Below are 23,072 nucleotides of genomic sequence, written 5' to 3'. Positions count from 1 at the left end.
CTGATGGCCCACGTCTTCCTCGAGATGACGATGACGGTCGACGGGTTCACCGCGGCGGTGGGTGTGAGCCTCGAGCATCCGTTCGGGCTCGACGGGGAGCGCGTGCACGAGTGGATGCACGACTCGGTGTTCTCCGGTTCGCTCGGCGACGACCGCGACGATGTCGTCGACGAGGTCGGTGAGGAGGTCGATCGCGACGCCGTGTCGCACCTCTACGAGACGACCGGCGCATTCGTGGTCGGCCGCCGCACGCTCGATGTGCGGCAGGCCGTCTGGGGCGACGAGCCGGTGTTCCAAGGGCGCCCGTGCTTCGTCGTCACGAGTCGGCCTCACGAGTCGTACGTGCGCGGAGGCTCGCGCTACGAGTTCGTCACCGGTGGTGTCGCCGAGGCGATCGCCCGTGCGAGCGCGGCCGCGAGTGCGGCATCCGTCTGCGTCATCGGCGGTGCGGATGTCGCGAGGCAGGCGCTCGCCCTCGGGCTCGTCGACGAGGCGCGTCTCCACATCGTGCCGGTGCTCCTGGGCGGCGGCGACCGGCTCTTTCCCGACTCGGCTCCCCACCGCGTGGAGCTCGAGCAGGTCGCGGCCGTTCAAGGCGCACGGGCGACGCACCTGCGGTACCGGTTGCCGGCCGTTCCCGGCGAGTAGCCATCGCGGGCTCGCACAACGAGAGCGGCGGCATCCGTCGCTCGACTGTGGCTTCCGTCAATGTTGGATGATCCACCACGATTTCGTCATACAGTCGTGGATCATGCACATGTTCTTCCGCACCCTGCTCCACGTGCTGTTCCTCTCGCGGCGCAAGCCCGACCTCGGTCACTGGGATGTCGCCCGCACGAACTTCATCACCCTGCCGACCGACCTCGACATCAACCGGCACATGAACAACGGCGTCTACTTCTCGATCATGGATGTCGCCCGCTTCGACATGCTCGTGCGCAACGGCGTCTGGGCGACGATGCGCGAGAAGAACTGGTACCCCGTCGTCGCGAGCGAGACGGTCACGTTCCGCAAGTCCCTGCAGCTCTGGGACCGGTTCACGATCGAGTCGCGACTCGTCGGCCACGACGACAAGGCCGTCTACGTGGAGCACCGCTACGTGCGCCCCGGCCCCGACGGCGAGCTCGAGATCTACGCGCAGGGCTTCATCCGCGCTCGCTTCCTCAAGAAGGGCGGCGGCACGGTGCCGATGTCCGAGATCGTCGAGGTGCTCGGCGTCTCGGGCGCCGACGAGATCCCCGACTGGATGGAGCGCTGGGGCGCGGACGTCGCACTGCCCGCCACTCGCGCGGCGGCGCCGTCGATCTGGGCCTGACCAGGCCTAGCTCCGCGCCTTCTGCGGGATGACGACCTCGCGGATGATGAGCAGGATGCCCGCCGAGATCGGAATCGCGACGAGCGCGCCGAGCAGCCCCATGAGCGTGCCGCCCGCGAGCGCCGAGATGAGCACGATCGTGCCGGGCACCTGCACCGCCTTGCCCATGACCTTCGGCGTGAGGATGTACGCCTCGATCTGCATGTAGATGAGCATCGCGATGAGCACGATGATGCCCGCGACCGGCGAGACGAGCAGCGAGATGATCGTCATGATCACGGTGGTGATGACGGTACCGATGAGCGGGATCAACGTGATGAAGAACGCCATCGCGCCGATGAACAGGGCGTACGGCACGCCGACGGCGATGAGCAGGATGGTCGAGAAGACCGAGTTGGCGAACGCCAGCACGACCATGCCGCTGAGGTAGCGGCCGATCGACTGCATGATGCGCTCGGCGTAGCCCTCGACCTCGGTGCGGTGGCTCGCCGCGACGAGCGTGTAGCAGGCGCGTTTGGTGGTGTCGAGGGTCGCGATGAAGTAGATGGAGAGCACGACGACGAACACGCTCGTCGAGATGCCGTCGAGCAGCGAGGCGCCGAACTGCAGTGCGCCGCCGCCGATCGCCGCCCAGGTGTTCGGGTCGGCGAGGATGCCGCTGATCCAGGTGACCACGGTCGAGAGCAGGCCGTTCGTCGTCTCGTTGACCTGGTCGAACCAGCCCGAGTCCTGCAGCTGCTTGACCTCGCTCGGCAGCGCCTTGGCGAAGGAGACCGCCTGGCCGATCACGGGCGGCACCACGATCCAGATGATGCCCACGACGACCGCGACGAAGAGGATGATGACGATCACGATCGCCGTGCCGCGCGGGAGGCCGCGGCGCTGGAACCAGCGGATGAGCGGGTCGAGGCCGAGTGCCACGAAGGCGGCGATGAACACCGAGATCAGCACGCTCTGCAGGTTCACGACCATGATGGCGAGCAGCACCGCGAGCAGCACGCCGAGGGTGACGATGAAGCCCCATCGGAACGGGTGGTTCACGAAGAGCCCTCGTCGCACTTCGGGTTCTGCGGAGCGTCGCCGCAGTCGGTCTGCCGAGTTCACGGGGCACAGTCTAGGGTTCGGGATGCCGCGGGCACGCGACATCCTCGGACCGTCGCGGTCGCCGTCACGCTGCGCTCAGCGCACGCCGCCCGGAACCGCGAGTTCGCGGTAGTGCGGCGAGAAGGCCGGGTAGTAGGTCTCCCACTCGGGTTGCGGCGTGCCGGCTCGTGCCGCCGCCAGCCGATCGAGGTAGTAGTCCCAGCCGGGGCCCATGTCGGCGGCCTCCGACGGGTCGTGCAGCCGCTGGCCGAGCGTGAGCGTCGTCATGCCGCCTCCTTCGACGAGGTGGCAGAAGAGCCGGATGCCGTTCGGGCCGGGGCCCGAGTCGGCCGTGAACCGGTGCGGCGCCGCGCACTCGAGGATCGAGACGTTCTGCCACTCGCCTTCGCCCTCGGCCTCCATGCGGAACCGCACGCCGCCCGTCGCCGGGCTGCCCGTGTAGGTGCCGATCCAGGCGCGCATGGCGTTCGGATTCGTGAGGCTGAACCAGACGTCTTCGATGGGGGCGTAGAAGAGGCGGTCGAACTGGAGGTACAGGCCGTCGTCTTTCAGCACGTAGTGCCCGGTCGGTCTCGCGGTCATCATCGGCCCCCGTTCGCTCGTGAATTCAGGCTAATCCCGCTGCGCGTCAACCGCCAGAGCGCTGCGCCGCCCACTAGAGTGTGGCCATGGGATCGAGTGGGGGACGCAAGCGTGCGTCGAGCGGGCAGGCATCGTCGGGCGTGAAGGCGTCGTCGGGCGGGCAGTCGACGGGGAGAGAAGAAGCGCTCGACATCGACCCCGAGAACAACAAGGCCGGGCTCTGGGGAGCCCTCGCCGGCCTCATCGTGTTCGCGCTCATCGCGATCCCCCTCTCGGCCGCGTTCACGTTCGCGACGACCCCGCACTCGCAGCAGCTCTTCGCCGGTCGGCTCTCAGAGGCGACGCAGGGCGGCTACCAGTTCTTCTGGTGGATCGTCACGATCTTCCTGCTCTCACTGCCGTTCCTCGTCGGCTTCGGCGTCGCGAAGCTCTCGGTGAAGTCGGTGGCGATCGTCGGAGCGGTGATCGTGCTCTTCGTGATCGCGATCATGGTGCTCGGCCAGATCTTCGTCTTCTAGACCCGGTCGTCTCCGTCTCCGTCTCCGTGTCCGTTACGCACCTCGTGGTGCGTAACGCACGGTGAAGTGCGCGGCCTCCGTGAGTTAGAGTCACCGTTCGTGCGTTACGCACTGACAGTAACCAAGACTTCGGAGAACAAATGCTCATCGCACTGTGGATCGTCACCGGGCTGCTCGCCCTCCTGTTCGCCATGGCCGGCGCCATGAAGGCCACCAGGTCGCGCGAGGCGGTGCTCGCGAACATGCCCTGGGTCGAAGACGTGAGCGCCGGCCAGCTGAAGACCATCGGACTGCTCGAGGTGCTCGGCGCGATCGGGCTCGTGCTGCCCGCCGCGACCGGCATCCTGCCGTGGCTCACGCCCGTGGCGGCCTTCGCCCTCGCGATCACCATGGTCTTCGCCGTCGCGCTGCACGTGAAGCGCAAGGAGGCGTTCGTTCCGAGCCTCGTGCTCGGCATCGTCGCCGTGGTCGTGGGGGTCGGCTGGGTCGCGCTCGGCTGATCCGTCCAGCCGCCGCTGAGGGATGCGGTGCGGCATACCATACGGTATGGTATGCCGCATGGAGAGCCTGCCCGACCCCGTGTGGCCGGTGGTGGTCCTCGCCCTCATCCAGCTCGCCGACGGCGTGATGAGCGCGATCCCGTTGCCGTTCATCGCGAAGTGCTTCGACGACGTGCACTTCCCGCGCCGATGGTGGTGGGTGCTGGCGCCCATCAAGTTCGCGGCGGCGGCCGGACTCATCCTCGGCATCTGGGTGCCCTGGCTCGGGCTCGTCACCTGTGCGGCGCTCGTCGCCTACTTCGTCGTCGCGATCGGCATGCACATCGCCGCACGCGACTTCGGGCGCAACCTCTTCGTGAACGCCACGGGCATGCTCGTCATCTGCGTCGCCGTCGGGCTGTACTGCTTCGTGCTCTGAGCGTTCGGCGGCTCAGTCGCGGCCGCTGCCGGGCACCGCGCCGAGGAGGAGCTCGTAGACCGCCCGCAGTTCCGTCGCGGAGATCGGCGGCACTGTGACGGCCGCTCCGAGCGACACGAGATAGGGCACGAGCGCGGCCGTGCGCGCCGCGGCATCCGATTCGCTCGCGGGGCGCCAGGCCGACTGCAGCAGCTCGATCACGCGGGCGTCGATGCGCGCCTGGGTCGCGCGCGCCTCGGGGTCGGCGTTGGCCCACGCGCGCACCGCTCGATCGAGCTCGGCGCGGCGGATCGACGACCGCTCGTCGGTCGCGAGTTCCACGAGCCACTCGAGGGTCGCCCGGGTGCCCTGCTCGCTGCGAGCGCCGACCGCGGCGTCGAGCGCCTGCAGGGTCAGGCGCTCGTAGTGCTCGAGCAGCGCTGCGCGGTAGCCCGCTGCGCCGGCGAAGTGATGGTGGAACGAGCCCTTGGTGACGCCGAGGCGGCTCGCGAGGCGATCGATGCGCAGTCCATCGGCGCCCTCGTGCGCGAGCACGTCGAGGCCTTCATCGAGCCAATCGGTGCGCGAGGTCGCCATGCCGTCACCATACCGGAGGGTATGGCGGCTGCCGGGGCGGCCTCAGCCGACGGATGCTTCGAGCACCGCCATCGCCGCATTGTGACCGCCGATGCCGCTCACGGCCCCGCCGCGCACCGCGCCCGATCCGCACAGCAGGATGCCCGGGTGAGCGGTGGCGACGCCCCAGCGCTCGGCCGGCGTCGCGAGGGCGGCGCCCGGTGCGGCCCACGGCCACGACAGCGGGCCGTGGAAGATGTTGCCGCCCGGCATCGCGAGCGCCTCCTCGAGGTCGAGCGTCGTCTTCGTCTCGATGCACGGTCGGCCGGAGGCATCCGTCGCGATGACGCCCTCGATCGGCTCGGCGAGCACCGAGTCCAGCGAGGCGAGCACCGCCGTCTGCAGATGTCCACGCAGTTCGTCGTTGTCGAAGCGCTCGAGCAGTCGGTGCGGCACGTGCAGGCCGAACACGGTCAGTGTGTGCGCGCCGGAGGCCGCGAGCTCGGGGGAGAGGATCGACGGGTCGCTCAGCGTGTGGCAGTAGATCTCGCAGGGCAGCTGCGACGGGATGCGGCCGCGGGCGGCCTCGCCGTAGGCGGCCTCGAGCTGCGACTCGAGTTCGTTGATGTGGAACGTGCCCGCGAACGCGGCCTCGGGCGCGACGGCGGTGTCGCGGAGCTTCGGCAGCCGGGTGAGCAGCAGGTTCACCTTGACCTGCGCGCCCTCGGGAGCGTGCAGGTGGCGAAGCCGCTCGCGCACGACCGCGGGCACGCCGCCGTTCGTCGCCGAGGATGCGGGCGCGCCGGCCGCGAGCAGCCGGTCGAGCACGGCGGGGGCGACGTTCGCGAGGATGACGTCGGCGCGCGCCATCCGCTCGCCGGGCGCCTCGCCCTGCCGCCAGCGCACCTCGCCCGACGGATCGACCGCGACGACCTCGGCCCCGGTCGCGAGCTCGGCGCCGGCCTCGCGGGCCGCCCGTGCGAGCTCGCCGGTGACGGCGCCCATGCCGCCGACCGGCACGTCCCAGTCGCCCGTGCCGCCGCCGATCACGTGGTAGAGGAAGCAGCGATTGGCGTCGAGCGACGGGTCGTCGAGCTCGGTGAACGTGCCGATGAGGCCGTCGGTCGCGACGACCCCGCGCACGAGGTCGCTCGTGAAGCGGGCGTCGATCGCCTCGCCGAGCGGGCGTTCGACGAACTCCCGCCAGAGCCGCTCGTCGCCGATCAGCTCGCGCGCCTCGTCGCGGGTCGGCAGGGGTTCGGTGAGCGTCGGGAACAGGCGCTCCGCCAGGCGTGCGGTGTCGGCGTAGAACGACTGCCATGCCGCGGCGTCGGGCTCGGCCTCGATGCGCGTGAAGGCGGCGGTGGTCGACGCGGCGTCGGCCTCGTTGTCGACGAGCAGGCCGCGCGAGGGGTCGGCCGGGTCGGGCGTGTACGACGAGAAGCGCCGCCGCACGAGGCGCACGTCGAGGCCCAGGTCATCGATGATGCGCTGCGGCAGGAGGCTCACGAGGTACGAGTAGCGCGAGAGGCGCGCGTCGACGCCCTCGAACGCGTCGGCGGAGACGGCGGCGCCGCCGAGGTGGTCGCTGCGCTCGAGCAGCAGCACCCGCTTGCCGGCGCGGGCGAGGTAGGCGGCTGCGATGAGGCCGTTGTGGCCGCCGCCGAGGATCACGACGTCGTGCTCGGTGCTGGTGATGGGCATGTGACGAGCGTAGGCGAACGGTCTCCGCCAATTGAGTTACTGACATGTAAGTAACTTTTCGCTAGGGTGACGAATGCGACCCCGCCGATGATGGCGGCGGCGTGCACCATCGCAAGAGATCCACCGGTCGATCGCGGGGCACCGCCGACCGCCGTTCGAAGGAGAACATGTGACGACGCAACGAACGCGTCTCGCCGGGGTCGCCGGCGTGACACGACGAATCGGATCGGGGGTCGCCATCGCGGCCCTGGTCGCCGGGGGAGTGACCGCGACGGCATCCGCCGCCGCTGCAGCGGAGCCCGACTTCGGGCCCAACGTGACGATCTTCGACGAGACCTGGTCGGTCGACGACATCAATGCGGCACTCATGGCCGCCTCGCAGGAGGAGGAGTTCAGTGCGACCGGCACCAGTTCTTCTTCAAGCCGGGCACCTACGGCAGCGCCGCGGGCCAGGACGACCCCTCGACCGCGACGGGCATCGTGAACTCCGAGCTCGGGTACTATCAGGCCGTGGCCGGCCTCGGCGCCTCGCCCGACGACGTGACCATCAACGGCGCGATCCACGTCGAGCCAGTGCGCCAGTGCGAGGCGAACCCGTGGGACTGCCAGCAGCCCGGCTCGCTCACGAGGTTCTGGCGCTCGCTCAGCAACGTCAGCATCAACCCGATCCAGCGTCCCGTGGGCGTCGACGCCACCCGTCCGTTCCCGAGCGGCGTCACCGACCCGCACCAGATGCGCTTCGCCGTGTCGCAGGCGGCGCCGCTCCGGCGCGTGCACATCCAGGGCGACCTGACGCTCTTCGGCCGTGTCGGCGAGTACGCCTCGGGCGGATACCTCGCCAACTCCAAGGTCGACGGCAAGATCGTCACGGGTTCGCAGCAGCAGTGGTTCACGCGCAACTCGACCGTCGGCACGTGGGACGGCGGCGTCTGGAACATGGTGTTCTCGGGCGTCGAGGGCGCACCCGCGCACGACTTCGGGCCGACGCCGACGGGCACGGGCAACAAGACCGTCGTGGACGAGACGCCGATGAACCGCGAATCGCCGTTCCTCTACCTCGACGGCGACGACTACAAGGTGTTCGTGCCCGCGGCGAAGGCCGACACGCGCGGCCACGACTGGTCGACCGATGCAGCGGCCGGCGAGAGCCTCGACATCTCCGAGTTCTTCATCGCCAAGCCCGGCGACACCGCGGCAGACCTCAACGCGGCGCTCGCGAGCGGCCGCAACCTGCTCGTCACGCCGGGTGTGTACGAGCTCGACGAGGCCCTGCAGGTCGACGACGCCGGCACCGTCGTGCTCGGCCTCGGCTACGCGTCGCTCGTGCCCACCGAGGGCAACGCCGCCATCGAGATCGCGGATGTCCCGGGCGTGAAGATCGCCGGCCTCACGGTCGACGCCGGGCTCGAGAACTCCGACGTGCTCGTGAAGGTCGGACCGACGGGGGCGACCGCCTCCGACGCAGCCGACCCCACGACGCTGACCGACGTGTTCATCCGCGTCGGCGGTCCGTGGGCCGGCAAGGCGACGACCTCGATCGAGGTCAACAGCCCGAACGCGCTGCTCGATCACATCTGGGCCTGGCGCGCCGACCACGGCGACGGGGTCGCGTGGGCCGGCAACACCGGCGACCACGGCGTCGTCGTGAACGGCGATCACGTCACCGCGCTCGGGCTGTTCGTCGAGCACTACCAGAAGAACCAGGTCGTCTGGAACGGCGACGGCGGACGCACGATCTTCTACCAGAGCGAGATCCCGTACGACTCGCCGACCCAGGCGGCGTACATGGACGGCGACCGGCTCGGGTACGCGTCGTACCGCGTGGGTGACGGGGTCACCTCGCACCTCGCGCAGGGCCTCGGCGTCTACTCGTTCTTCGACCAGACGATCAACGGCGGTCAGGACATCCGCGTCGAGAGCGGCATCCAGACGCCGAAGTCGGCGGACGTGCGGTTCGAGTCGATGACGAGCGTGTTCCTGAACGGCACGGGCGGCATCAACCGCATCGTCAACGACGCCGGAGCGCCCGCGGTGGGCTCGTTCGCCTCGCCGCAGCTCGTGTCCTACCCGCCGGTCGACACGACGGCGCCGACGGTCGCGATCGCCGCGAACCCGGGTGCGCCCGGCCCCGGCGGCACGTATGCGTCGAAGGTCGTCCTCACCGTGACGGGCGCCGACGACTACACCCCGCCGCCCACGGTCGAGGTCAAGGTCGACGCCGCGGCGTGGATGGCCGTCACCGGCCCGATCGAGCTCGGCAACGGTGCCCACACCGTGCTCGCCCGGGCCACGGATGCCGCGGGCAACGTCTCGACCGAGGCATCCTGGACCGGCACGGTCGCGATCGTCGTCGCACCCGACGTGCCGCTCGAGGTGAAGTCGCACACCCAGTGCCTCGACGGGAAGGCGTACATCGTGGTCTCGGCCGTGAACCGGGCCGCGCTCGCCGCGGACATCCGCCTCACGAGCGACGAGGGCACCGTGAAGTTCACCACGGTCGCGCCCGGAGCGACGGTGACCTACATGTGGAAGGCGGGCAAGAAGACCGCCGCCGGCACGGCCACGGTGGCCGGCTACACGTGGGAAGCCGGAGCCGGCAGGTACTCCACCTATTCCGCCCCGTACCCGGGCAGCACCTGCAAGTAGCGCAGGTGCCCTGACGGGCGCCCGAGAGCGCGAGAGGGCGAGCGGATGCGGCATCCGCTCGCCCTCGTCGTGCCGTCGTCAGGCCGCGCGCTTCATCGCACGCACGCCGACCACGATGCCGATCGCGCACGTCACGGCGGCCGCGATCATTCCGCCGATGACCGCCGGTGCGCCGAAGTCGCCCGAGAGCAGCGCGCGCTCGGCGCCGACGAGGTAGCTCAGCGGGTTGATCGCCGCGGCGACCTGCATCCAGCCCGGGCCGTCCTCGAGCGGCAGCAGCATGCCCGAGAGGATCATGAGCGGGAACAGGAGGGTCTGGTGCACCATCCAGAACATCCAGTCGCGGTTGCGGCAGGCGAGCGCGAGCGAGTAGCTCAGGGCGCCGAAGCCGATGCCGAAGACGGCGAGCACGGCGAGACCGGCGATGAGGCCCGGTACGTCGAGCGAGAAGCCGAACGGCACGGCCACGAGCACGACGATCGTGCCCTGGATGACGAGCGGCACGACCTCCTTGAGCGCGCGACCCACGAGCAGTGCGCTGCGCGAGAGCGGCGCGACGAGCGTGCGCTCGTGCGAGCCGGTCTGCATCTCGAAGAGCAGGTTCGCGCCCGTCGAGGCCGTGCCGAACAGTGCGACCATCACGAGGATGCCGGGCACGAACCACTGCAGCGTGCCCGCCGCGTCGCCGCCCGAGGCGCCGATGAGCAGCGGACCGAAGAGGCCGAGGAAGACGAGCGGCTGCACGAGCGAGAACATCACGCTGAACGGGTCGCGCACGAGCGGTCGGGACTCGCGGACGAAGACCGAGGCGGTGTCGCGGATGAAGCCCGTCGGACGGGCGGTGGTGTCGATGGTGGTCATGAGGGGATCCTTCGTGTCGTGAGAACAGGAGTTCTCGACGGGGGAGTGCGGGTGGCGCCTGTTCTCGGCGCTGGGACGGCGTGTCCGCCTGTTCTCGGGGGCGTCAGGCCGGCACGGGCTCGGCGCGGGCGGCCTCCTCGCGGAGCGTGCGCCCCGTGAGCGCGAGGAACACGTCGTCGAGGGTCGGCTGCCGATGCGTCGCCGCGACGACGTCGAGTCCGGCATCGCCGAGCGAGCGGATGTATCGGGGCAGCGCCCGATCGCCGCCGGGAGCGGTCACCGTGACGACCTGCCCCGATGCCTCCCCGCCGATGCGCGCGGCGGCTGCCGCGGCATCCGCTGCCGATTCGAAGGTGAGGCTCACCCGATCGCCCGCGAGCGACTCCTTGAGCGCCCACGCCGTGTCGTCGGCGATGACCTGGCCGTGATCCATCACCATGACGCGTTCGGCGAGCTGGTCGGCCTCGTCGAGGTAGTGCGTCGTGAGGAAGATCGTCGTGCCCGTCTCGCGGCGGAGGTCGACGATGTGCTCCCACAGGTTCGCGCGGCTGTGCGGGTCGAGGCCCGTCGACGGCTCGTCGAGGAAGAGCAGCTCGGGCCGGTGGATGAGGCCGAGCGCGATGTCGAGCCGGCGCTTCTGGCCGCCCGAGAGCGACTGCACCTGGCGGCCCGCCACCTGGCCGAGCTCGAGCGACTCGATCAGTTCGGCGGCGCGGGTCCGCGTCTCGCGGCGGCCCATGCCGTAGAAGGCGCCCTGGGCGTGCAGTTCGTCGCGCACGCGCTGCGTGTGCCCGCCCGAATTGCCCTGGCCGACGTAGCCGATGCGGCGGCGCACACCGGCCGGGTCGCGACGGATGTCGGAGCCCGCGACGATCGCCTCGCCGCTCGTCGGCGGCAGCAGCGTGGTGAGCATGCGAAGCGTCGTCGACTTGCCGGCGCCGTTCGGGCCGAGGAAGGCGACGAGCTCGCCGGCGTCGACCTCGAGGTCGACGGAACGGACGGCCTCGACGACCTTCCCCTTGGCGGGGAACGTCTTCGTGAGGCCCTGAGCGGAGATCATCTGGTTCGTCATACCTGCAGTCTTCCGAGCCATCCGGTCAGTTTCCGTCCGGATGGGTGGGAAACTTGGAGCATGGCCGCAACGACCTCGCGAACCCTCGAACTGCTCTCCCTCCTGCAGAGCCACCGGCACTGGTCGGCGCGCGAACTCGTCGACCGGCTGGGCGTCTCCGACCGCACACTGCGGCGCGACGTCGACCGGTTGCGCGAACTCGGCTACGGCATCGAGTCGGCCCGCGGCTCGACCGGCGGCTACCGACTCGAGGCGGGCACCGGCCTGCCGCCGTTGCTGCTCAGCGACGACGAGGGGGTCGCGATCGCCATCGGGCTGCGGTCTCAGGCGACGGCGGGCCTGCGCGGCGCCGAGCACACGACGCTCAGCGCCCTCGCGAAGATCGAGCAGGTGCTGCCGCCCGCCCTGCGCCGTCGCATCGAGGCGCTGCAGTCGCACGCGGCGGCGGGCGCCGGCGGGCCCGGCTCCGCGCGCTCGGGGCGACCGACCCCCGAGGTCGACGCCGAACTGCTCGGACTCCTCGCGCTCGGCTGCCGCGACTCGGAGCGGCTGCGCTTCACCTACACGGATGCCGCGGGCGAGGCGTCGGCCCGAGTGGTCGAGCCGTACCGGCTGGTGCCCGTCGCGCGGCGCTGGTACCTGCTCGCGTGGGATCGCCAGCGCGAGGACTGGCGCACGTTCCGCCTCGATCGCATGAGCGACGTGTTCCCGACGCGAGTGCGGTTCGAGCCCCGGCCGATGAGCGATGACGATGCCAGGGCACGGGTCGAGGCCTCGGTGCGCTGGCGCGACCGGAGCGTGAAGGCCCGGGTCGTCGCCGAGATGCCGCAGGCGGACCTCGTCGAGCACCTCGGGTGGTACGGCCGAGAGGTCGTGGCGGTCGATGCGGGGCACTGCGCATGGCCGATCGAGGCCGACTCCGTGGAGAACCTGTCGATGGCGCTCATGTGGATGCCGCGCGGCGTGCGGTACCGCGTGGAGGCGGCACCCGAGGTGCTCGACTTCCTCGCGATGCAGGCCGAGCGCTTCGCGGAGGCATCCGCTCGGGGCTGACCGGTCGTCGCGCTCAGCCCTTGCGCTGCGCGCGATACGCGGTCGGCGGCGTGCCGTGCGTCGCTCGGAACTGCCGGGCGAAGTAGAACGAGTCCGCGTATCCGACGCGCTCCGAGATCTGCGCGATCGACAACGACGTCTGATCGAGGAGTTCGCGCGCCCGTGCCATGCGCAGCTGCGTCTGGTACCGCAGCACGGGCATGCCGAGACGCTGCCGGAACAGGGCGGCGAAATGCGATGGGCTGAGGTTGGCCGCCGACGCCAACTCGGCGACCTCGACGCGTTCGCCGACGTGCGTTCGCAGGTACTGCGCCGCCTCGTCGATCGAGTCGCTCCGGTCGTCGCCTGCCGAGGGCCGGGCGACGAGCAGCGCGAGGAGGTGCCAGGCCGCGCCCGACGCCGCGGTGATGCTGGCCGTGGTCGTGTCGCGTTCCATCCACGCGAGCACCTCGCTCGCGAGCGCCGTCACCCGGGAGCGGTCGGAGACGGCGCGCACCGGCTGCTCGATGGTCACGCCGGCCGCGACGAGGAACTCGGCGAGTTCCCGGCCGGTGAGATGCAGCCACCAGATCGACCAGGGCTCGTGCGGGTCGGCGCCGTAGGCGTGCGGACGGCCCGGGGGCAGGATGACGGCCTCGCCGGCCGCGACGTCGAACCGGCCCGCGGCCGTCTCGCACCAGCCGCGACCGGCCGTGCACACGATCACGACGACCTCGTCGATCGGGGATCGGCGCTCGCGCCCGTGATGCCGGGCTTCGGGGAAGTAGCCCGAATCGGTCACGACGAGATGCGAGACACCGGGCAGGCGCAGTGCCTCGCGGACTCGAGGTCCGGGCAGCACCTGCATGCGCTGCCCGGGGAACCCGTCGGAGATCGTCATGCCACAAGTGTGGCGGGGTGTCAGCGTTTCGTCCAGATACTCCGCCGGAACATGCTCGGATCGGGCATACGGCGATGCATATCGTCGTCGTATGCTCAACAACGAGGCGCCATCGAAGCGCGACCTGCTGCACGAACGCGAGTCGAGGATCGTGCTCCCCGACGTACCCGAGCAGCTCGCCGATGCAGCCGTCGCCGCATGGGCCGAGTCGATCGTCATCGACACCTACCTGCCCGAGGCGCCCGCCGACTACCCGGCCTTCCTCGACCGCCGCGTCTACCAGGGCTCGTCGGGGCGGGTCTACCCCCTGCCCTTCCACGAGAAGATCTCGCAGCAGAAGGTGCCGCACGAATGGCAGGCGATCCACCTCGAGAACGAGTGGGTGCGGCTCGTCATCCTGCCCGAGCTCGGCGGACGCATCCACATCGGGTACGACAAGTCGGCCGACTACGACTTCTTCTACCGCAACAACGTCATCAAGCCGGCCCTCGTCGGGCTGGCCGGACCCTGGATCTCGGGCGGCGTCGAGTTCAACTGGCCGCAGCACCACCGGCCGGCGACGTTCCTTCCGACCGACTGGGAGATCGAGCACGAGGCCGACGGCGCCGTCACGGTGTGGTGCAGCGACCACGACCCGTTCGCTCGTATGAAGGGCATGCACGGCATCCGGCTGCGCCCCGACTCCGCCCTCATCGAGGCGCGGGTGCGGCTGGCGAACCGCACCGACGACACCCAGACCTTCCTCTGGTGGGCGAACGTCGCCGGCGCAGCGCACGACGAGTACCAGTCGTTCTTCCCGACCGACGTGCACTTCGTCGCCGACCACGCCAAGCGCGCGATCGCCAGCTACCCCGAGGTCGACGGCCGGTACTACGGAGTGGACTATCCGGCGCAGGCGACCGTCGATCGCCCCGACGGCGATCGGCTCGACTGGTACCGCAACATCCCCGTGCCGACCTCGTACATGATCCTCGGCACCGACGACGACTTCTTCGGCGGCTACGACCACGCGAAGGGGGCCGGCTTCGTCTACGTCGCCGACCATCGGTTCGCGCCCGGCAAGAAGCAGTGGACGTGGGGCGACGCGCCGTTCGGCCGGGCCTGGGACGACAACCTCACCGATGGAGACGGCCCGTACGTCGAGCTCATGGCCGGCGCCTACACCGACAACCAGCCCGACTTCTCCTGGCTCACTCCGGGCGAGACCAAGACGTTCAGCCAGTACTGGTACCCGATCCGGGCGATCGGGCCCGCGCACCGGGCGAACACCGAGGCGGCGGTTCGTCTCGACGTCGACGTCGACGAGGCGAACGGCCGAACCCGGGTGCGGATCGGTGTGGCCACCACCCGCCGGCACGAGCGGCTCGCGATCGAGCTCCGCGATCGCGTCGGCGCCGTCGTGCATGCCACGAGTGCCGCGGTCGATCCCGGTTCGGCGCACGTCGATGACGTCGTGCTCGACGGCGCGCACGCCGCCGACGGACTCGTGCTCGTCGCCGTCGACGCCGACGGCCGCGACGTGATCCGATTCGGCCATCGAACAGCGGATGCCTCGGCGGAGCCCCCGCTCGCGGCCGTCGAGCCGCCGGCCCCGTCGGAGGTCGCATCGGTCGAGGAGCTCTTCCTCATCGGCCAGTACCTCGAGCAGTACCGTCACGCGACGCGCCGCCCCGAGCCGTACTGGGAGGAGGCGCTCCGACGCGACCCGGGCCACACCCGGTCGCACGTCGCCCTGGCCGCCGCGCTCGAGCGGACGGGAGACGACGAGGGGGCCGAGCGTCACCTCCGCGCGGCGATCGACCGCCTGACGCAGTGGGTGCCGAACCCGGCCGACGGCGAGGCGCACTACCGCCTCGGGGTGAACCTCGCCCGCCGCGGACGGAACGCCGAGGCGGCGATCGCGCTCACCAAGGCGATGTGGAACTCCGCGTGGCGAGCCGCCGCCGGCCACGCGCTCGGCCGGCTCCAGGTGCGGCTCGGCGACGCCGCCGCCGAATCGACCCTGCACGACGTGCTCGCGATCGACGGCGGCCACGCGCAGGCGGGGGCGCTGCTCGCGCTCGTGCTGCGCCGCACCGGCCGCGAGGCCGAGGCGGCCGAACTCCTCGAGCGCCTGCTCGCCGCCGACCCCCTCGACCAGTGGGTGCGCGATCTCGCGGGCGCCGCCCTCACCCGCGACGCGGCCACTCTGCTCGATGTCGCGCTGGAGTACGCGGGCGTCGGGGCCGACCGGGAGGCCCTCCGCCTGCTCGACCTGGCGCGCGAGGTCGCGCCGTCGGCGCCGGCCGGCCAGGTGCAGGTGGGCGCGCTCGTCGACTACCACCGTGCCGCGGTGCTCGATCGCCTCGGCGAGCCCGAGGAGGCAGCTGCAGCCCGGCGCGCAGCCGCCGGAAACGGCGAACGGAACGGCTACGCCGCCCGTCTCGACGACGTCGCGGTGCTGAGGCTCGCGCTCGTCGCGGACCCGGCCGACCACCGCGCCTCGCTCATGCTCGGCAATTGGTACTACGACCGCCGTCGCCACCTCGACGCGATCGAAGCCTGGTCGCACTGCACCGCGCCCGGGGCGGCGGTGCGCGTGCGAGTCGTCGCCCATCGCAACCTCGGCATCGCCGTGTTCAACGTGCTCGGCGATCCCGCCCTCGCGGTCGCCCACTTCGAGTCGGCCCGTGCGCTCGCGCCCGACGATGCGAAGCTGTTCTTCGAGCTCGACCAGCTCCTGGCACGGGTCGGCCGCAGCCCGATCGCGCGTCTCGACCTGCACGAGGCCGATGCGCACCTCATCGCCGAGCGCGACGACCTCAGCATCGTGCACGCCCGCCTGCTCACCGCGCTCGGTCGGCCCGCAGCCGCCCGCGAACGCCTGCTCTCACGACGGTTCCAGCCGTGGGAGGGCGGCGAAGGCCAGGCGCTCGCCGCGTGGGACGAGGCGAACCTCGCGCTCGCCACGGCGGCACTCGACGACCTCGACGGCGAGTCGGCCGCCGACTTCATCCGGAGCGCGCTCGAGCCCCCGGCATCGCTCGGCGAGGCGCGGCATCCGCTCGCCAACTGCGCCGAGCTCTCCTGGCTGCTCGGCCGTGCCCTCGACCAGAGCGGCGACCGACGCGCCGCCGAGGCGGCGTGGGAGCGTGCCGCCGCGTCGGCGGGCGACTTCCTCGACATGAGCACCCGGGCGTTCAGTGCGCAGTCGGAGTTCTCGATCCGGGCGCTCCGCGCGCTCGCACGACACGAGGAGGCCGACGCGCAGCTCGCGGCGTTCGCCGCGTTCGTCGACGAGCTCGCGGCGACGCCCGCGACGATCGACTACTTCGCGACCTCCCTGCCGACGATGCTCCTCTTCCACGACGACGTGCAGGAGGCGCGTGATCGCGAGGTCGACGACCTCCGCAGGCGCCTCGTCGCGCTCGGCGCGGGCTCCGACTGATGGTCGGCATCGCGGCCGGGCGCGGCCGTGACCGGATCGCCGTCGAGTTCGATCCGCTCGACGGCGCCCGCATCACGAGCCTCGTGGCTGCGGGCCGCGAGTGGCTCGCCCCGTCGCCGCCGCGGGACCCCGAGGGCGGCTTCACCGCGTCGGGCACCGGCGGCTGGGACGAGGTCGTTCCGACGGTGGCCGCGTGCACCATGGCCGACGGCACGGGACTGCCCGACCACGGCGACGCCTGGCGGCTCGAGTGGTCGGTCGTCGCGTCGGGTCCGGCGACGTCGACCGCGGTGGTCTCGCTCCGGAGCGTTCCCCTGCAGCTCTCGCGCACGCTGACGGTCGAGGCGGGGCGCCTGCGGGCGGACTACGTCGCCACCGCGACCGGCCGCGCCGGCGTCCCGCTCCTGTGGGCGGCGCACCCGCTGTTCGCGGCGCCGCCGGGCACGCGCATCGTCACGGGCGCGCCCGAGCCGCGACTCGTGGGGGAGTTCCCCGAGGCGGGGTCGCCGATGGCCTGGCCTGGCGGTGCGACCGGTCGCGGCGGGATCGACGGCGTCGGCGGCGCGCTGAAGGCGTTCACCACCGGGCTCGACCGCGCCCGGATCGTGCACGCCGACGGGCAGGGCCTCACCCTGCGCTGGGACGCCCGGACCCTGCCGCACCTCGGGCTGTTCTGGGACGCGGGGGTGTTCGCCGATCAGCCGGTCGTCGCGATCGAACCGACGACCGGATGTCGCGACGCGGCCTCGGCCGTCGAGGAGGAGCTCCCCGTGGTGTCGCCGGGCCGGCCGCTGCGGTGGTGGCTGGAACTCTCGGTCGACGACGCCGACGCCGACGACGCCGACTGAGCTACGCCGTGCGGGGCAGGGCGCCGATCTCGGTGCCGGACTCGTCGAAGAAGGTCATGGTGTCGCCGTCGACCGTCGCCGAAGCTGCTCGGCCCAACCATTGATCGACGTCGTCGCAACCGATGAGGGTCTGGATTCCGCCCGAGAACTCGACGGTATCGCCCTCCACCACCCAGACCTTGTTGCCGAATCCGTTGCACCCGTCGTTGCCGCTCGCGGTGCCATCGGCGGCGATGACGATGAACGGCTCGCCGGGTGCCGTGTCGGCGGACTCGGTGCCCCAGGTGCCGATGAACAGGGCCGGGTCGGCGTCGGGCGCGGTCGAGGGAGTTGCGGACGGCGCGGCCGCGTCGTCGCTCGCCCGTTCGAGCGTGCCGATCTCCTCACCCGATTCGTCGTGCACCGTGAGGGTGTCGCCCTCGATCGTGCCGGTCGCGAGCGTGGAGAGCCACGTGTCGACGCCCTCGCACAGCATGCGCGTCGAGGCGACCTCGACGAAGGCGACCGTGTCGGCCTCGGCGGTCCAGGTGCCGATCAGGCGGTTGCAGCCGTCGGTGCCGGTCAGCGAGCCGTCGTCGCCGAGCACGAGCGAGGGCTCGCCGGTCGCGGCGACATCGCCCCAGGTGCCGACGGGGTCGACGGTCTCCACCGGTTCGGCGGGGTTGCCGGCGCAGGCGGTCAGCACCGTCGCCGCGAGCAGGATCGTGCCGGACAGGGCGAGGCGCTGCAACCTTCGTGACATGGGCACAGCGTATCGACCGGATGCGTCAGCGAGCCGAAGGCGTCGCCGTCGCGCGTGCGGCACGCGCGAGGGCGTCGCGGCACGCGACGACGGCGGGCCGGGCGGCGGCGGCGTGCCGCGTGGAGGTGAACACCTCGCGCTCGGGATGCCCCGGCAGGTCGACGAGGGTCACGCTCGGCGCTTCGCCCGCCCACACGAGATCGGGCAGGAGCCCGACGGCGTTGCCCGAGCGGATCAGGCGGATGTGCGCCATCAGGTCGGCGGTCTCGAACCGCACGTCGGGCTCGAACCCCGCCTCGCGGCACAGCTGCTCCGCCCAGTCGCGGGAGGCGGTGCCCTCGGGTTCGAGCACCCACGGCATGTCGGATGCCGCGGCGAGGGGCTGCGTGCGCGAGGCATCCGTGCCCGCTTCTCGCAGTCTGTGCAGCAGATATGCACGCTCTGACGGGCTGGAAGCGTGCATATCTGCTGCATCGTTGGGGGGAGTCGAGGCGACACGTCGTGCTCGGCGTGAGGCGGGATGCGGCGGCAGCGCGAGCCGGATCGCGTCGGCGACGAGGTGCACGCGGTCGAGCTCCTCGCGGTGGGCGCGCGTGTGGCCCGGGTACTGCTCGGCGATCACGAGGTCGAAGTCGCGCGCCGAGACCTCGAAGAGCCCGACGTCGGGCTCGCGTTCGGTGACCTCGACCCGCAGGGCCGGGTGCTCGGCGCGCAGGAGGGTGAGCGCCTGCGGCACCACGGCGTGCGCCGCCGACTGGAACACGGCGATGCGCACGGTGCCGCCGACCGCGGTGAGCGATCGCGCGACCTCCGACTCGGCCTCCTCGAGCCGGTCGAGCACGGCGCGGGCGTGGCCCACGAGCACCTCGGCCTGCGGCGTCAGCTGCACGCGGCGACCCACCTGTACGAGCAGCGGCACCCCGGCCTCGCGCTCGAGCTGGCTGAGCTGCTGCGACACCGAGGAGGGGCTGTACGACAGGGCGTCGGCGACTGCCGAGAGCGTGCCGCGGTCGCTGAGTTCCACGAGCAGGCGCAGCCGTCGCACGTCGAGCATGTGCACCTCCGGGACATCCGCTGATCATTCGGTTCTTCCGAACAGTATCGTTCAGATTCATTCGCTTTACCGAACGGATGCCGCAGCGCATACTGAACCCGACAGGCGCGCGAACCCCGGTGCGCCCGAAGCAAAGGACAGTACCCTCGTGACCATGTCGAACGCCGCCACGGACGCCCGGCCGAACACCGATCACGTCGTCGCCCTCGTGCGCCGCTGGCTCGCCGAGAGTTCGGAACACCCCGCAGATCCCGCCGCCGAGCGCCTCGCCGGCGTGCTGAAGGACCCGCGCGGCCTCGACTTCACGGTCGGCTTCGTCGACGGCGTCATGCGCCCCGAAGACCTCGGCGTCGCGGGCCGCAACCTCGAGCAGGTCGCCCGGCTCACGCCGAAGTTCCTGCCCTGGTACCTGAAGGCCGCCATCCGCGTCGGCGGCGTCGTCGCGCCGGTGCTGCCCTGGATCGTCATCCCGATCGCCCGCCGGGTGCTGCGCGCCATGGTCGGCCACCTCGTGCTCGACGCCACGCCCGAGAAGCTCGGCCCGGCCATCGCGACCCTGCGCGAGTCGGGCAACCGCCTGAACCTGAACCTGCTCGGCGAGGCCGTGCTCGGTGAGGAGGAGGCCGACCGCCGTCTCTCGGGCACCTACGAGTTCCTCGCACGCGACGACGTCGACTACGTGTCGATCAAGGTCTCGAGCGTCGTCAGCCAGCTCTCGATGTGGTCGTTCGACGAGGCCGTCGCCAAGGTCGTCGCGAAGCTCACCCCGCTGTACGAGCTCGCCGCCAAGAGCCGCACGCCGAAGTTCATCAACCTCGACATGGAGGAGTACCGCGACCTCGACCTGACGATCGCGGTCTTCACGACCCTGCTCGACCAGCCGCAGCTGCGCGGCCTCGAGGCCGGCATCGTGCTGCAGACCTACCTGCCCGACGCGCTCGGCGCGATGCAGGAGCTCACGGCCTGGGCGAAGGACCGTCGTGCGCAGGGCGGCGCCCCCATCAAGGTGCGCGTCGTCAAGGGCGCGAACCTCGCCATGGAGCACGTCGACGCGGCCGTGCACGGCTGGCCGCTCGCGACCTACGACTCCAAGCAGGACTCCGACACGAACTACAAGCGCGTGCTCGACTGGTCGATGACCCCCGAGCGCACCGACGCGGTGGGGCTCGGCGTCGCCGGCCACAACCTCTTCGACGTGGCCCACGCGTGGCTCACCGCCCGCGAGCGCGGCGTCGACGCGCGCGTCGAGTTCGAGATGCTGCTCGGCATGGCGACCGGGCAGGCCGAGGCTGTGCGCCGCGACGTCGGCAACCTGCTGCTGTACACACCCGTCGTGAACCCCAGCGAGTTCGACGTCGCCATCGCCTACCTGATCCGCCGGCTCGAAGAGAACGCGAGCCAGGAGAACTTCATGTCGGCCGTGTTCGAGCTCACCTCGAGCGAGCCGCTGTTCCAGCGCGAGCAGGCACGCTACCTGGCCTCGCTCGCCGCACTGGAGCCGTCGGTCGCGACGGCGCCCGCGCCGAACCGCACCCAGAACCGCCACACCGAGTGGACCGACGAGACCCTCGCCGCCGCGATGACGGTGCCGGCCGCTCCGGCGCCCGGAACCGAGCACGAGCTCGACCCTTCGCTCACGGGCGTCGTGCTCGGCATCACCCGCGGGTCCGCGGGCATCGACGGCTCCGAGCTGACGGATGCCGCGGCATCCGCCGCCCCTGCCGGCTCCGGCGTGACGCCGGGCTTCCGCAACGAGCCCGACACCGACCCCGCCCTCGCGCCGAACCGCGAGTGGGGCCGCCGGATCCTCGAGCGCGTGCCCGGCTCGACGCTCGGCGTCGCGACGATCGCCGCCGCTCGCGTCGACGACGCGGCGACGCTCGAGCGCGTCATCCAGACCGTCGCCGCCCGCGGCCGGGCCTGGGGCGAGCTGCCCGGCGCCGAGCGCGCCGCGGTGCTGCACCGCGCCGGTTACGCGCTCGCCGCGAACCGCGACCGCCTGATCGAGGTCATGGCCGCCGAGACCGGCAAGACCATCGCAGAGGCCGACCCCGAGATCAGCGAGGCGATCGACTTCGCGCACTACTACGCCGAGCGCGCCCGCGAGCTCGACCACGTGCAGGGCGCCGTCTTCGTGCCGTCGAAGCTCACCGTCATCACGCCGCCGTGGAACTTCCCGGTCGCGATCCCGGCCGGCGGCGTGCTCTCCGCGCTCGCCGCGGGATCGGGCGTCATCATCAAGCCCGCGAAGCTCGCGCAGCGCTCCGGCGCGGTCATGGTCGAGGCGCTGTGGGAGGCCGGCATCCCGCGCGAGCTCCTCACCCTCGTCGACATCGGCGAGCGCGAACTCGGCAAGGAGCTCGTCTCCCACCCCGCGGTCGACCGGGTCATCCTCACGGGCGCCTACGAGACGGCCCAGCTGTTCCGCTCATTCCGGAACGACCTGCCGCTGCTCGCGGAGACGAGCGGCAAGAACGCGATCATCGTGACGCCGTCGGCCGACCTCGACCTCGCGGCATCCGACGTCGTGAAGAGCGCCTTCGGCCACGCCGGCCAGAAGTGCTCTGCGGCCTCGCTCGTCATCCTCGTCGGCTCCGTCGCGAAGTCCGAGCGATTCCGCCGCCAGCTCGTCGACGCGACCCGTTCGCTGCGGGTCGGCTGGCCCGAGCAGGCGACGAGCCAGATGGGCCCGATCGTCGAGCCCGCGAACGGCAAGCTGCTGCACGCGCTCACCCAGCTCGGCATCGGCGAGGAGTGGCTCGTCGAGCCGCAGCAGCTCGACGACACCGGCCGGCTCTGGTCGCCCGGCATCCGCACGGGCGTCGCGGGCGGCTCGTACTTCCACCTCACCGAGTTCTTCGGCCCCGTGCTCGGCATCATGCACGCGAAGGACCTCGACGAGGCGATCCGCATGCAGAACGCCGTCGACTACGGACTGACCGCCGGCCTGCACTCGCTCGACGCGAACGAGCTCGCCACCTGGTTCGACCGGGTCGAGGCCGGCAACCTCTACGTCAACCGCGGCATCACCGGCGCGATCGTCCAGCGCCAGCCCTTCGGCGGCTGGAAGCGCTCCGCCGTCGGCGCGGGTGCCAAGGCCGGCGGCCCGAACTACCTGTTCGGCCTCGGCGAGTGGCTGCCGCAGCACGGCACCTCCTCGAGCACCCTGCACCTGCGCGGACTCGAGAAGCGCGTCGCCGAGCTCATCGAGGCGTCGCAGCCGGCGCTCGACTACGACTCGTTCGACGTGCTGCGCCGCTCGGCGCTCTCCGACGAGCTCGCGTGGGCCGAGGAGTACGGCGTCGTGAAGGACGTCTCGGGCGTCGGCGCCGAACGCAACCTCTTCCGCTACCGGCCGCTGCCCGTGACGGTGCGCATCGGCGAGCAGGCGAGCCTCGCAGAGGGGCTCCGCGTCATCGCGGCCGGCCTGCTCGCGAAGTCGCCGCTCGCGATCTCGACCGCGGTCGAGCTGCCGAAGGGCGTGCGGACCCTGCTGGCCGTGCGCGAGGTGAAGATCGTGCGCGAGGGCGACGCGGCGTGGCTCGGGCGTGCCGTCAAGCACGGCATCACGACGCCGCGCGTGCGTCTCGTCGGCGGCGGGGCGACCGCCCTGGCCGAGGCGCTCGGCGGTTCTCCCGATGTCGCGGTGTGGTCGCACCCCGTCACGCCGTCGGGCCGTGTCGAGCTGCTGCCGTTCCTGCACGAGCAGGCGATCTCGATCACGAACCACCGCTTCGGCAACCCGACGACCCTGTCCGACGGGGTGATCTGACGGTGTGACCGGCGCGTCGGC

Annotated in this window: 20 protein-coding genes; 11 read left to right on the top strand and 9 right to left on the bottom strand. The window is 71.3% G+C overall.

What is annotated here, in order from left to right:
* Nucleotides 1-3 precede the first annotated feature (3 nt).
* Nucleotides 4-648, top strand: a complete 645-nt coding sequence (locus ACFTQE_RS13505; protein WP_376925561.1) for a dihydrofolate reductase family protein — start codon at nucleotides 4-6, stop codon at nucleotides 646-648.
* Between the two features lie 103 nt (nucleotides 649-751).
* On the top strand, nucleotides 752-1,315 hold the full coding sequence (locus tag ACFTQE_RS13500; RefSeq protein WP_376925560.1) for a thioesterase family protein: 564 nt from the start codon (nucleotides 752-754) through the stop codon (nucleotides 1,313-1,315).
* A gap of 6 nt (nucleotides 1,316-1,321) precedes the next feature.
* Here the strand turns inward: ACFTQE_RS13500 and ACFTQE_RS13495 are convergent, their stop codons facing one another.
* On the bottom strand, nucleotides 1,322-2,419 hold the full coding sequence (locus tag ACFTQE_RS13495) for an AI-2E family transporter (RefSeq protein WP_376925559.1): 1,098 nt from the start codon (nucleotides 2,417-2,419) through the stop codon (nucleotides 1,322-1,324).
* Between the two features lie 75 nt (nucleotides 2,420-2,494).
* Entirely contained in the window at nucleotides 2,495-3,001 is a 507-nt protein-coding gene (locus ACFTQE_RS13490) for an SRPBCC domain-containing protein (protein ID WP_376925558.1), read from the bottom strand.
* 86 nt (nucleotides 3,002-3,087) lie between these two features.
* Between ACFTQE_RS13490 and ACFTQE_RS13485 the strand changes: the two genes are divergently transcribed.
* The 3 genes from ACFTQE_RS13485 (at nucleotide 3,088) to ACFTQE_RS13475 (ending at nucleotide 4,437) form a co-directional block, all read left to right on the top strand.
* Complete coding sequence (locus ACFTQE_RS13485) at nucleotides 3,088-3,519, top strand: hypothetical protein (RefSeq protein WP_375836440.1); 432 nt, start codon at nucleotides 3,088-3,090, stop codon at nucleotides 3,517-3,519.
* Between the two features lie 140 nt (nucleotides 3,520-3,659).
* Nucleotides 3,660-4,019 (top strand): DoxX family protein, encoded by a 360-nt coding sequence (locus ACFTQE_RS13480; RefSeq protein ID WP_376925557.1) that lies wholly within the window; start codon nucleotides 3,660-3,662, stop codon nucleotides 4,017-4,019.
* Nucleotides 4,020-4,077: 58 nt separating this feature from the next.
* Nucleotides 4,078-4,437 carry a DoxX family protein gene (locus tag ACFTQE_RS13475; RefSeq protein ID WP_376925556.1) on the top strand — a complete coding sequence of 120 codons (360 nt, stop codon included), beginning with the start codon at nucleotides 4,078-4,080 and terminating at the stop codon, nucleotides 4,435-4,437.
* A gap of 12 nt (nucleotides 4,438-4,449) precedes the next feature.
* On the opposite strand, the gene ACFTQE_RS13470 is transcribed toward ACFTQE_RS13475, so the two are convergent.
* Together ACFTQE_RS13470 and ACFTQE_RS13465 are read right to left on the bottom strand one after the other, a co-directional pair.
* The gene (locus ACFTQE_RS13470) at nucleotides 4,450-5,013 is read right to left on the bottom strand and encodes a TetR family transcriptional regulator (RefSeq protein WP_376925555.1); all 564 of its coding nucleotides are present in this window, start codon (nucleotides 5,011-5,013) and stop codon (nucleotides 4,450-4,452) included.
* Nucleotides 5,014-5,055: 42 nt separating this feature from the next.
* A complete protein-coding gene (locus tag ACFTQE_RS13465; RefSeq protein WP_376925554.1) occupies nucleotides 5,056-6,696 on the bottom strand; it encodes a phytoene desaturase family protein in 1,641 nt (546 codons plus the stop codon).
* Between the two features lie 169 nt (nucleotides 6,697-6,865).
* Between ACFTQE_RS13465 and ACFTQE_RS13460 the strand changes: the two genes are divergently transcribed.
* Both ACFTQE_RS13460 and ACFTQE_RS13455 read left to right on the top strand, forming a co-directional pair.
* Entirely contained in the window at nucleotides 6,866-7,180 is a 315-nt protein-coding gene (locus tag ACFTQE_RS13460; RefSeq protein ID WP_376925553.1) for a hypothetical protein, read from the top strand.
* Complete coding sequence (locus ACFTQE_RS13455) at nucleotides 7,177-9,342, top strand: adenylyl cyclase (RefSeq protein WP_376925552.1); 2,166 nt, start codon at nucleotides 7,177-7,179, stop codon at nucleotides 9,340-9,342. The genes ACFTQE_RS13460 and ACFTQE_RS13455 overlap by 4 nt, the downstream gene beginning before the upstream one ends.
* Before the next feature lie 78 nt (nucleotides 9,343-9,420).
* Here the strand turns inward: ACFTQE_RS13455 and ACFTQE_RS13450 are convergent, their stop codons facing one another.
* Nucleotides 9,421-10,203: an ABC transporter permease gene (locus tag ACFTQE_RS13450; RefSeq protein ID WP_376925551.1), complete on the bottom strand. Its 783-nt coding sequence runs from the start codon at nucleotides 10,201-10,203 to the stop codon at nucleotides 9,421-9,423.
* A gap of 103 nt (nucleotides 10,204-10,306) precedes the next feature.
* Complete coding sequence (locus tag ACFTQE_RS13445) at nucleotides 10,307-11,275, bottom strand: ATP-binding cassette domain-containing protein (RefSeq protein WP_376925550.1); 969 nt, start codon at nucleotides 11,273-11,275, stop codon at nucleotides 10,307-10,309.
* Nucleotides 11,276-11,335: 60 nt separating this feature from the next.
* Between ACFTQE_RS13445 and ACFTQE_RS13440 the strand changes: the two genes are divergently transcribed.
* Nucleotides 11,336-12,328, top strand: coding sequence for a helix-turn-helix transcriptional regulator (locus tag ACFTQE_RS13440; RefSeq protein ID WP_376925549.1), 993 nt, complete (start codon nucleotides 11,336-11,338; stop codon nucleotides 12,326-12,328).
* Nucleotides 12,329-12,341: 13 nt separating this feature from the next.
* Here ACFTQE_RS13440 and ACFTQE_RS13435 read toward each other — a convergent pair whose 3' ends face one another.
* Nucleotides 12,342-13,208, bottom strand: a complete 867-nt coding sequence (locus ACFTQE_RS13435; protein ID WP_376925548.1) for a helix-turn-helix domain-containing protein — start codon at nucleotides 13,206-13,208, stop codon at nucleotides 12,342-12,344.
* Between the two features lie 91 nt (nucleotides 13,209-13,299).
* On the opposite strand from ACFTQE_RS13435, the gene ACFTQE_RS13430 reads away from it, so the two are divergent.
* Both ACFTQE_RS13430 and ACFTQE_RS13425 read left to right on the top strand, forming a co-directional pair.
* Nucleotides 13,300-16,635, top strand: coding sequence for a DUF5107 domain-containing protein (locus ACFTQE_RS13430; protein WP_376925547.1), 3,336 nt, complete (start codon nucleotides 13,300-13,302; stop codon nucleotides 16,633-16,635).
* Nucleotides 16,635-17,483: a hypothetical protein gene (locus ACFTQE_RS13425; protein ID WP_376925546.1), complete on the top strand. Its 849-nt coding sequence runs from the start codon at nucleotides 16,635-16,637 to the stop codon at nucleotides 17,481-17,483. The genes ACFTQE_RS13430 and ACFTQE_RS13425 overlap by 1 nt, the downstream gene beginning before the upstream one ends.
* A gap of 1 nt (nucleotide 17,484) precedes the next feature.
* Here ACFTQE_RS13425 and ACFTQE_RS13420 read toward each other — a convergent pair whose 3' ends face one another.
* Both ACFTQE_RS13420 and ACFTQE_RS13415 read right to left on the bottom strand, forming a co-directional pair.
* Complete coding sequence (locus ACFTQE_RS13420) at nucleotides 17,485-18,225, bottom strand: META domain-containing protein (protein ID WP_376925545.1); 741 nt, start codon at nucleotides 18,223-18,225, stop codon at nucleotides 17,485-17,487.
* Nucleotides 18,226-18,250: 25 nt separating this feature from the next.
* Nucleotides 18,251-19,279, bottom strand: a complete 1,029-nt coding sequence (locus ACFTQE_RS13415; RefSeq protein WP_376925544.1) for a LysR family transcriptional regulator — start codon at nucleotides 19,277-19,279, stop codon at nucleotides 18,251-18,253.
* 154 nt (nucleotides 19,280-19,433) lie between these two features.
* Here ACFTQE_RS13415 and ACFTQE_RS13410 point away from each other — a divergent pair, with 154 nt between their 5' ends.
* The gene (locus ACFTQE_RS13410) at nucleotides 19,434-23,051 is read left to right on the top strand and encodes a proline dehydrogenase family protein (protein ID WP_376925543.1); all 3,618 of its coding nucleotides are present in this window, start codon (nucleotides 19,434-19,436) and stop codon (nucleotides 23,049-23,051) included.
* Nucleotides 23,052-23,072: the final 21 nt, after the last annotated feature.

This window comes from Agromyces sp. NPDC056965 (genome assembly GCF_042673425.1).
GTDB lineage: Bacteria > Actinomycetota > Actinomycetes > Actinomycetales > Microbacteriaceae > Agromyces.
Note: the sequence above shows the minus strand (reverse complement) of the source record. Positions and strands in the feature narration are given on the sequence as shown.

Coding starts and splice junctions, on each gene's coding strand:
- ACFTQE_RS13505 (WP_376925561.1), top strand. CDS start 4: ATGGCCCACGTCTTCCTCGAGATGACGATGACGGTCGACGGGTTCACC.
- ACFTQE_RS13500 (WP_376925560.1), top strand. CDS start 752: ATGCACATGTTCTTCCGCACCCTGCTCCACGTGCTGTTCCTCTCGCGG.
- ACFTQE_RS13490 (WP_376925558.1), bottom strand. CDS start 3,001: ATGACCGCGAGACCGACCGGGCACTACGTGCTGAAAGACGACGGCCTG.
- ACFTQE_RS13485 (WP_375836440.1), top strand. CDS start 3,088: ATGGGATCGAGTGGGGGACGCAAGCGTGCGTCGAGCGGGCAGGCATCG.
- ACFTQE_RS13480 (WP_376925557.1), top strand. CDS start 3,660: ATGCTCATCGCACTGTGGATCGTCACCGGGCTGCTCGCCCTCCTGTTC.
- ACFTQE_RS13475 (WP_376925556.1), top strand. CDS start 4,078: ATGGAGAGCCTGCCCGACCCCGTGTGGCCGGTGGTGGTCCTCGCCCTC.
- ACFTQE_RS13470 (WP_376925555.1), bottom strand. CDS start 5,013: ATGGCGACCTCGCGCACCGATTGGCTCGATGAAGGCCTCGACGTGCTC.
- ACFTQE_RS13465 (WP_376925554.1), bottom strand. CDS start 6,696: ATGCCCATCACCAGCACCGAGCACGACGTCGTGATCCTCGGCGGCGGC.
- ACFTQE_RS13450 (WP_376925551.1), bottom strand. CDS start 10,203: ATGACCACCATCGACACCACCGCCCGTCCGACGGGCTTCATCCGCGAC.
- ACFTQE_RS13445 (WP_376925550.1), bottom strand. CDS start 11,275: ATGACGAACCAGATGATCTCCGCTCAGGGCCTCACGAAGACGTTCCCC.
- ACFTQE_RS13440 (WP_376925549.1), top strand. CDS start 11,336: ATGGCCGCAACGACCTCGCGAACCCTCGAACTGCTCTCCCTCCTGCAG.
- ACFTQE_RS13435 (WP_376925548.1), bottom strand. CDS start 13,208: ATGACGATCTCCGACGGGTTCCCCGGGCAGCGCATGCAGGTGCTGCCC.
- ACFTQE_RS13430 (WP_376925547.1), top strand. CDS start 13,300: ATGCTCAACAACGAGGCGCCATCGAAGCGCGACCTGCTGCACGAACGC.
- ACFTQE_RS13425 (WP_376925546.1), top strand. CDS start 16,635: ATGGTCGGCATCGCGGCCGGGCGCGGCCGTGACCGGATCGCCGTCGAG.
- ACFTQE_RS13420 (WP_376925545.1), bottom strand. CDS start 18,225: ATGTCACGAAGGTTGCAGCGCCTCGCCCTGTCCGGCACGATCCTGCTC.
- ACFTQE_RS13415 (WP_376925544.1), bottom strand. CDS start 19,279: ATGCTCGACGTGCGACGGCTGCGCCTGCTCGTGGAACTCAGCGACCGC.
- ACFTQE_RS13410 (WP_376925543.1), top strand. CDS start 19,434: ATGTCGAACGCCGCCACGGACGCCCGGCCGAACACCGATCACGTCGTC.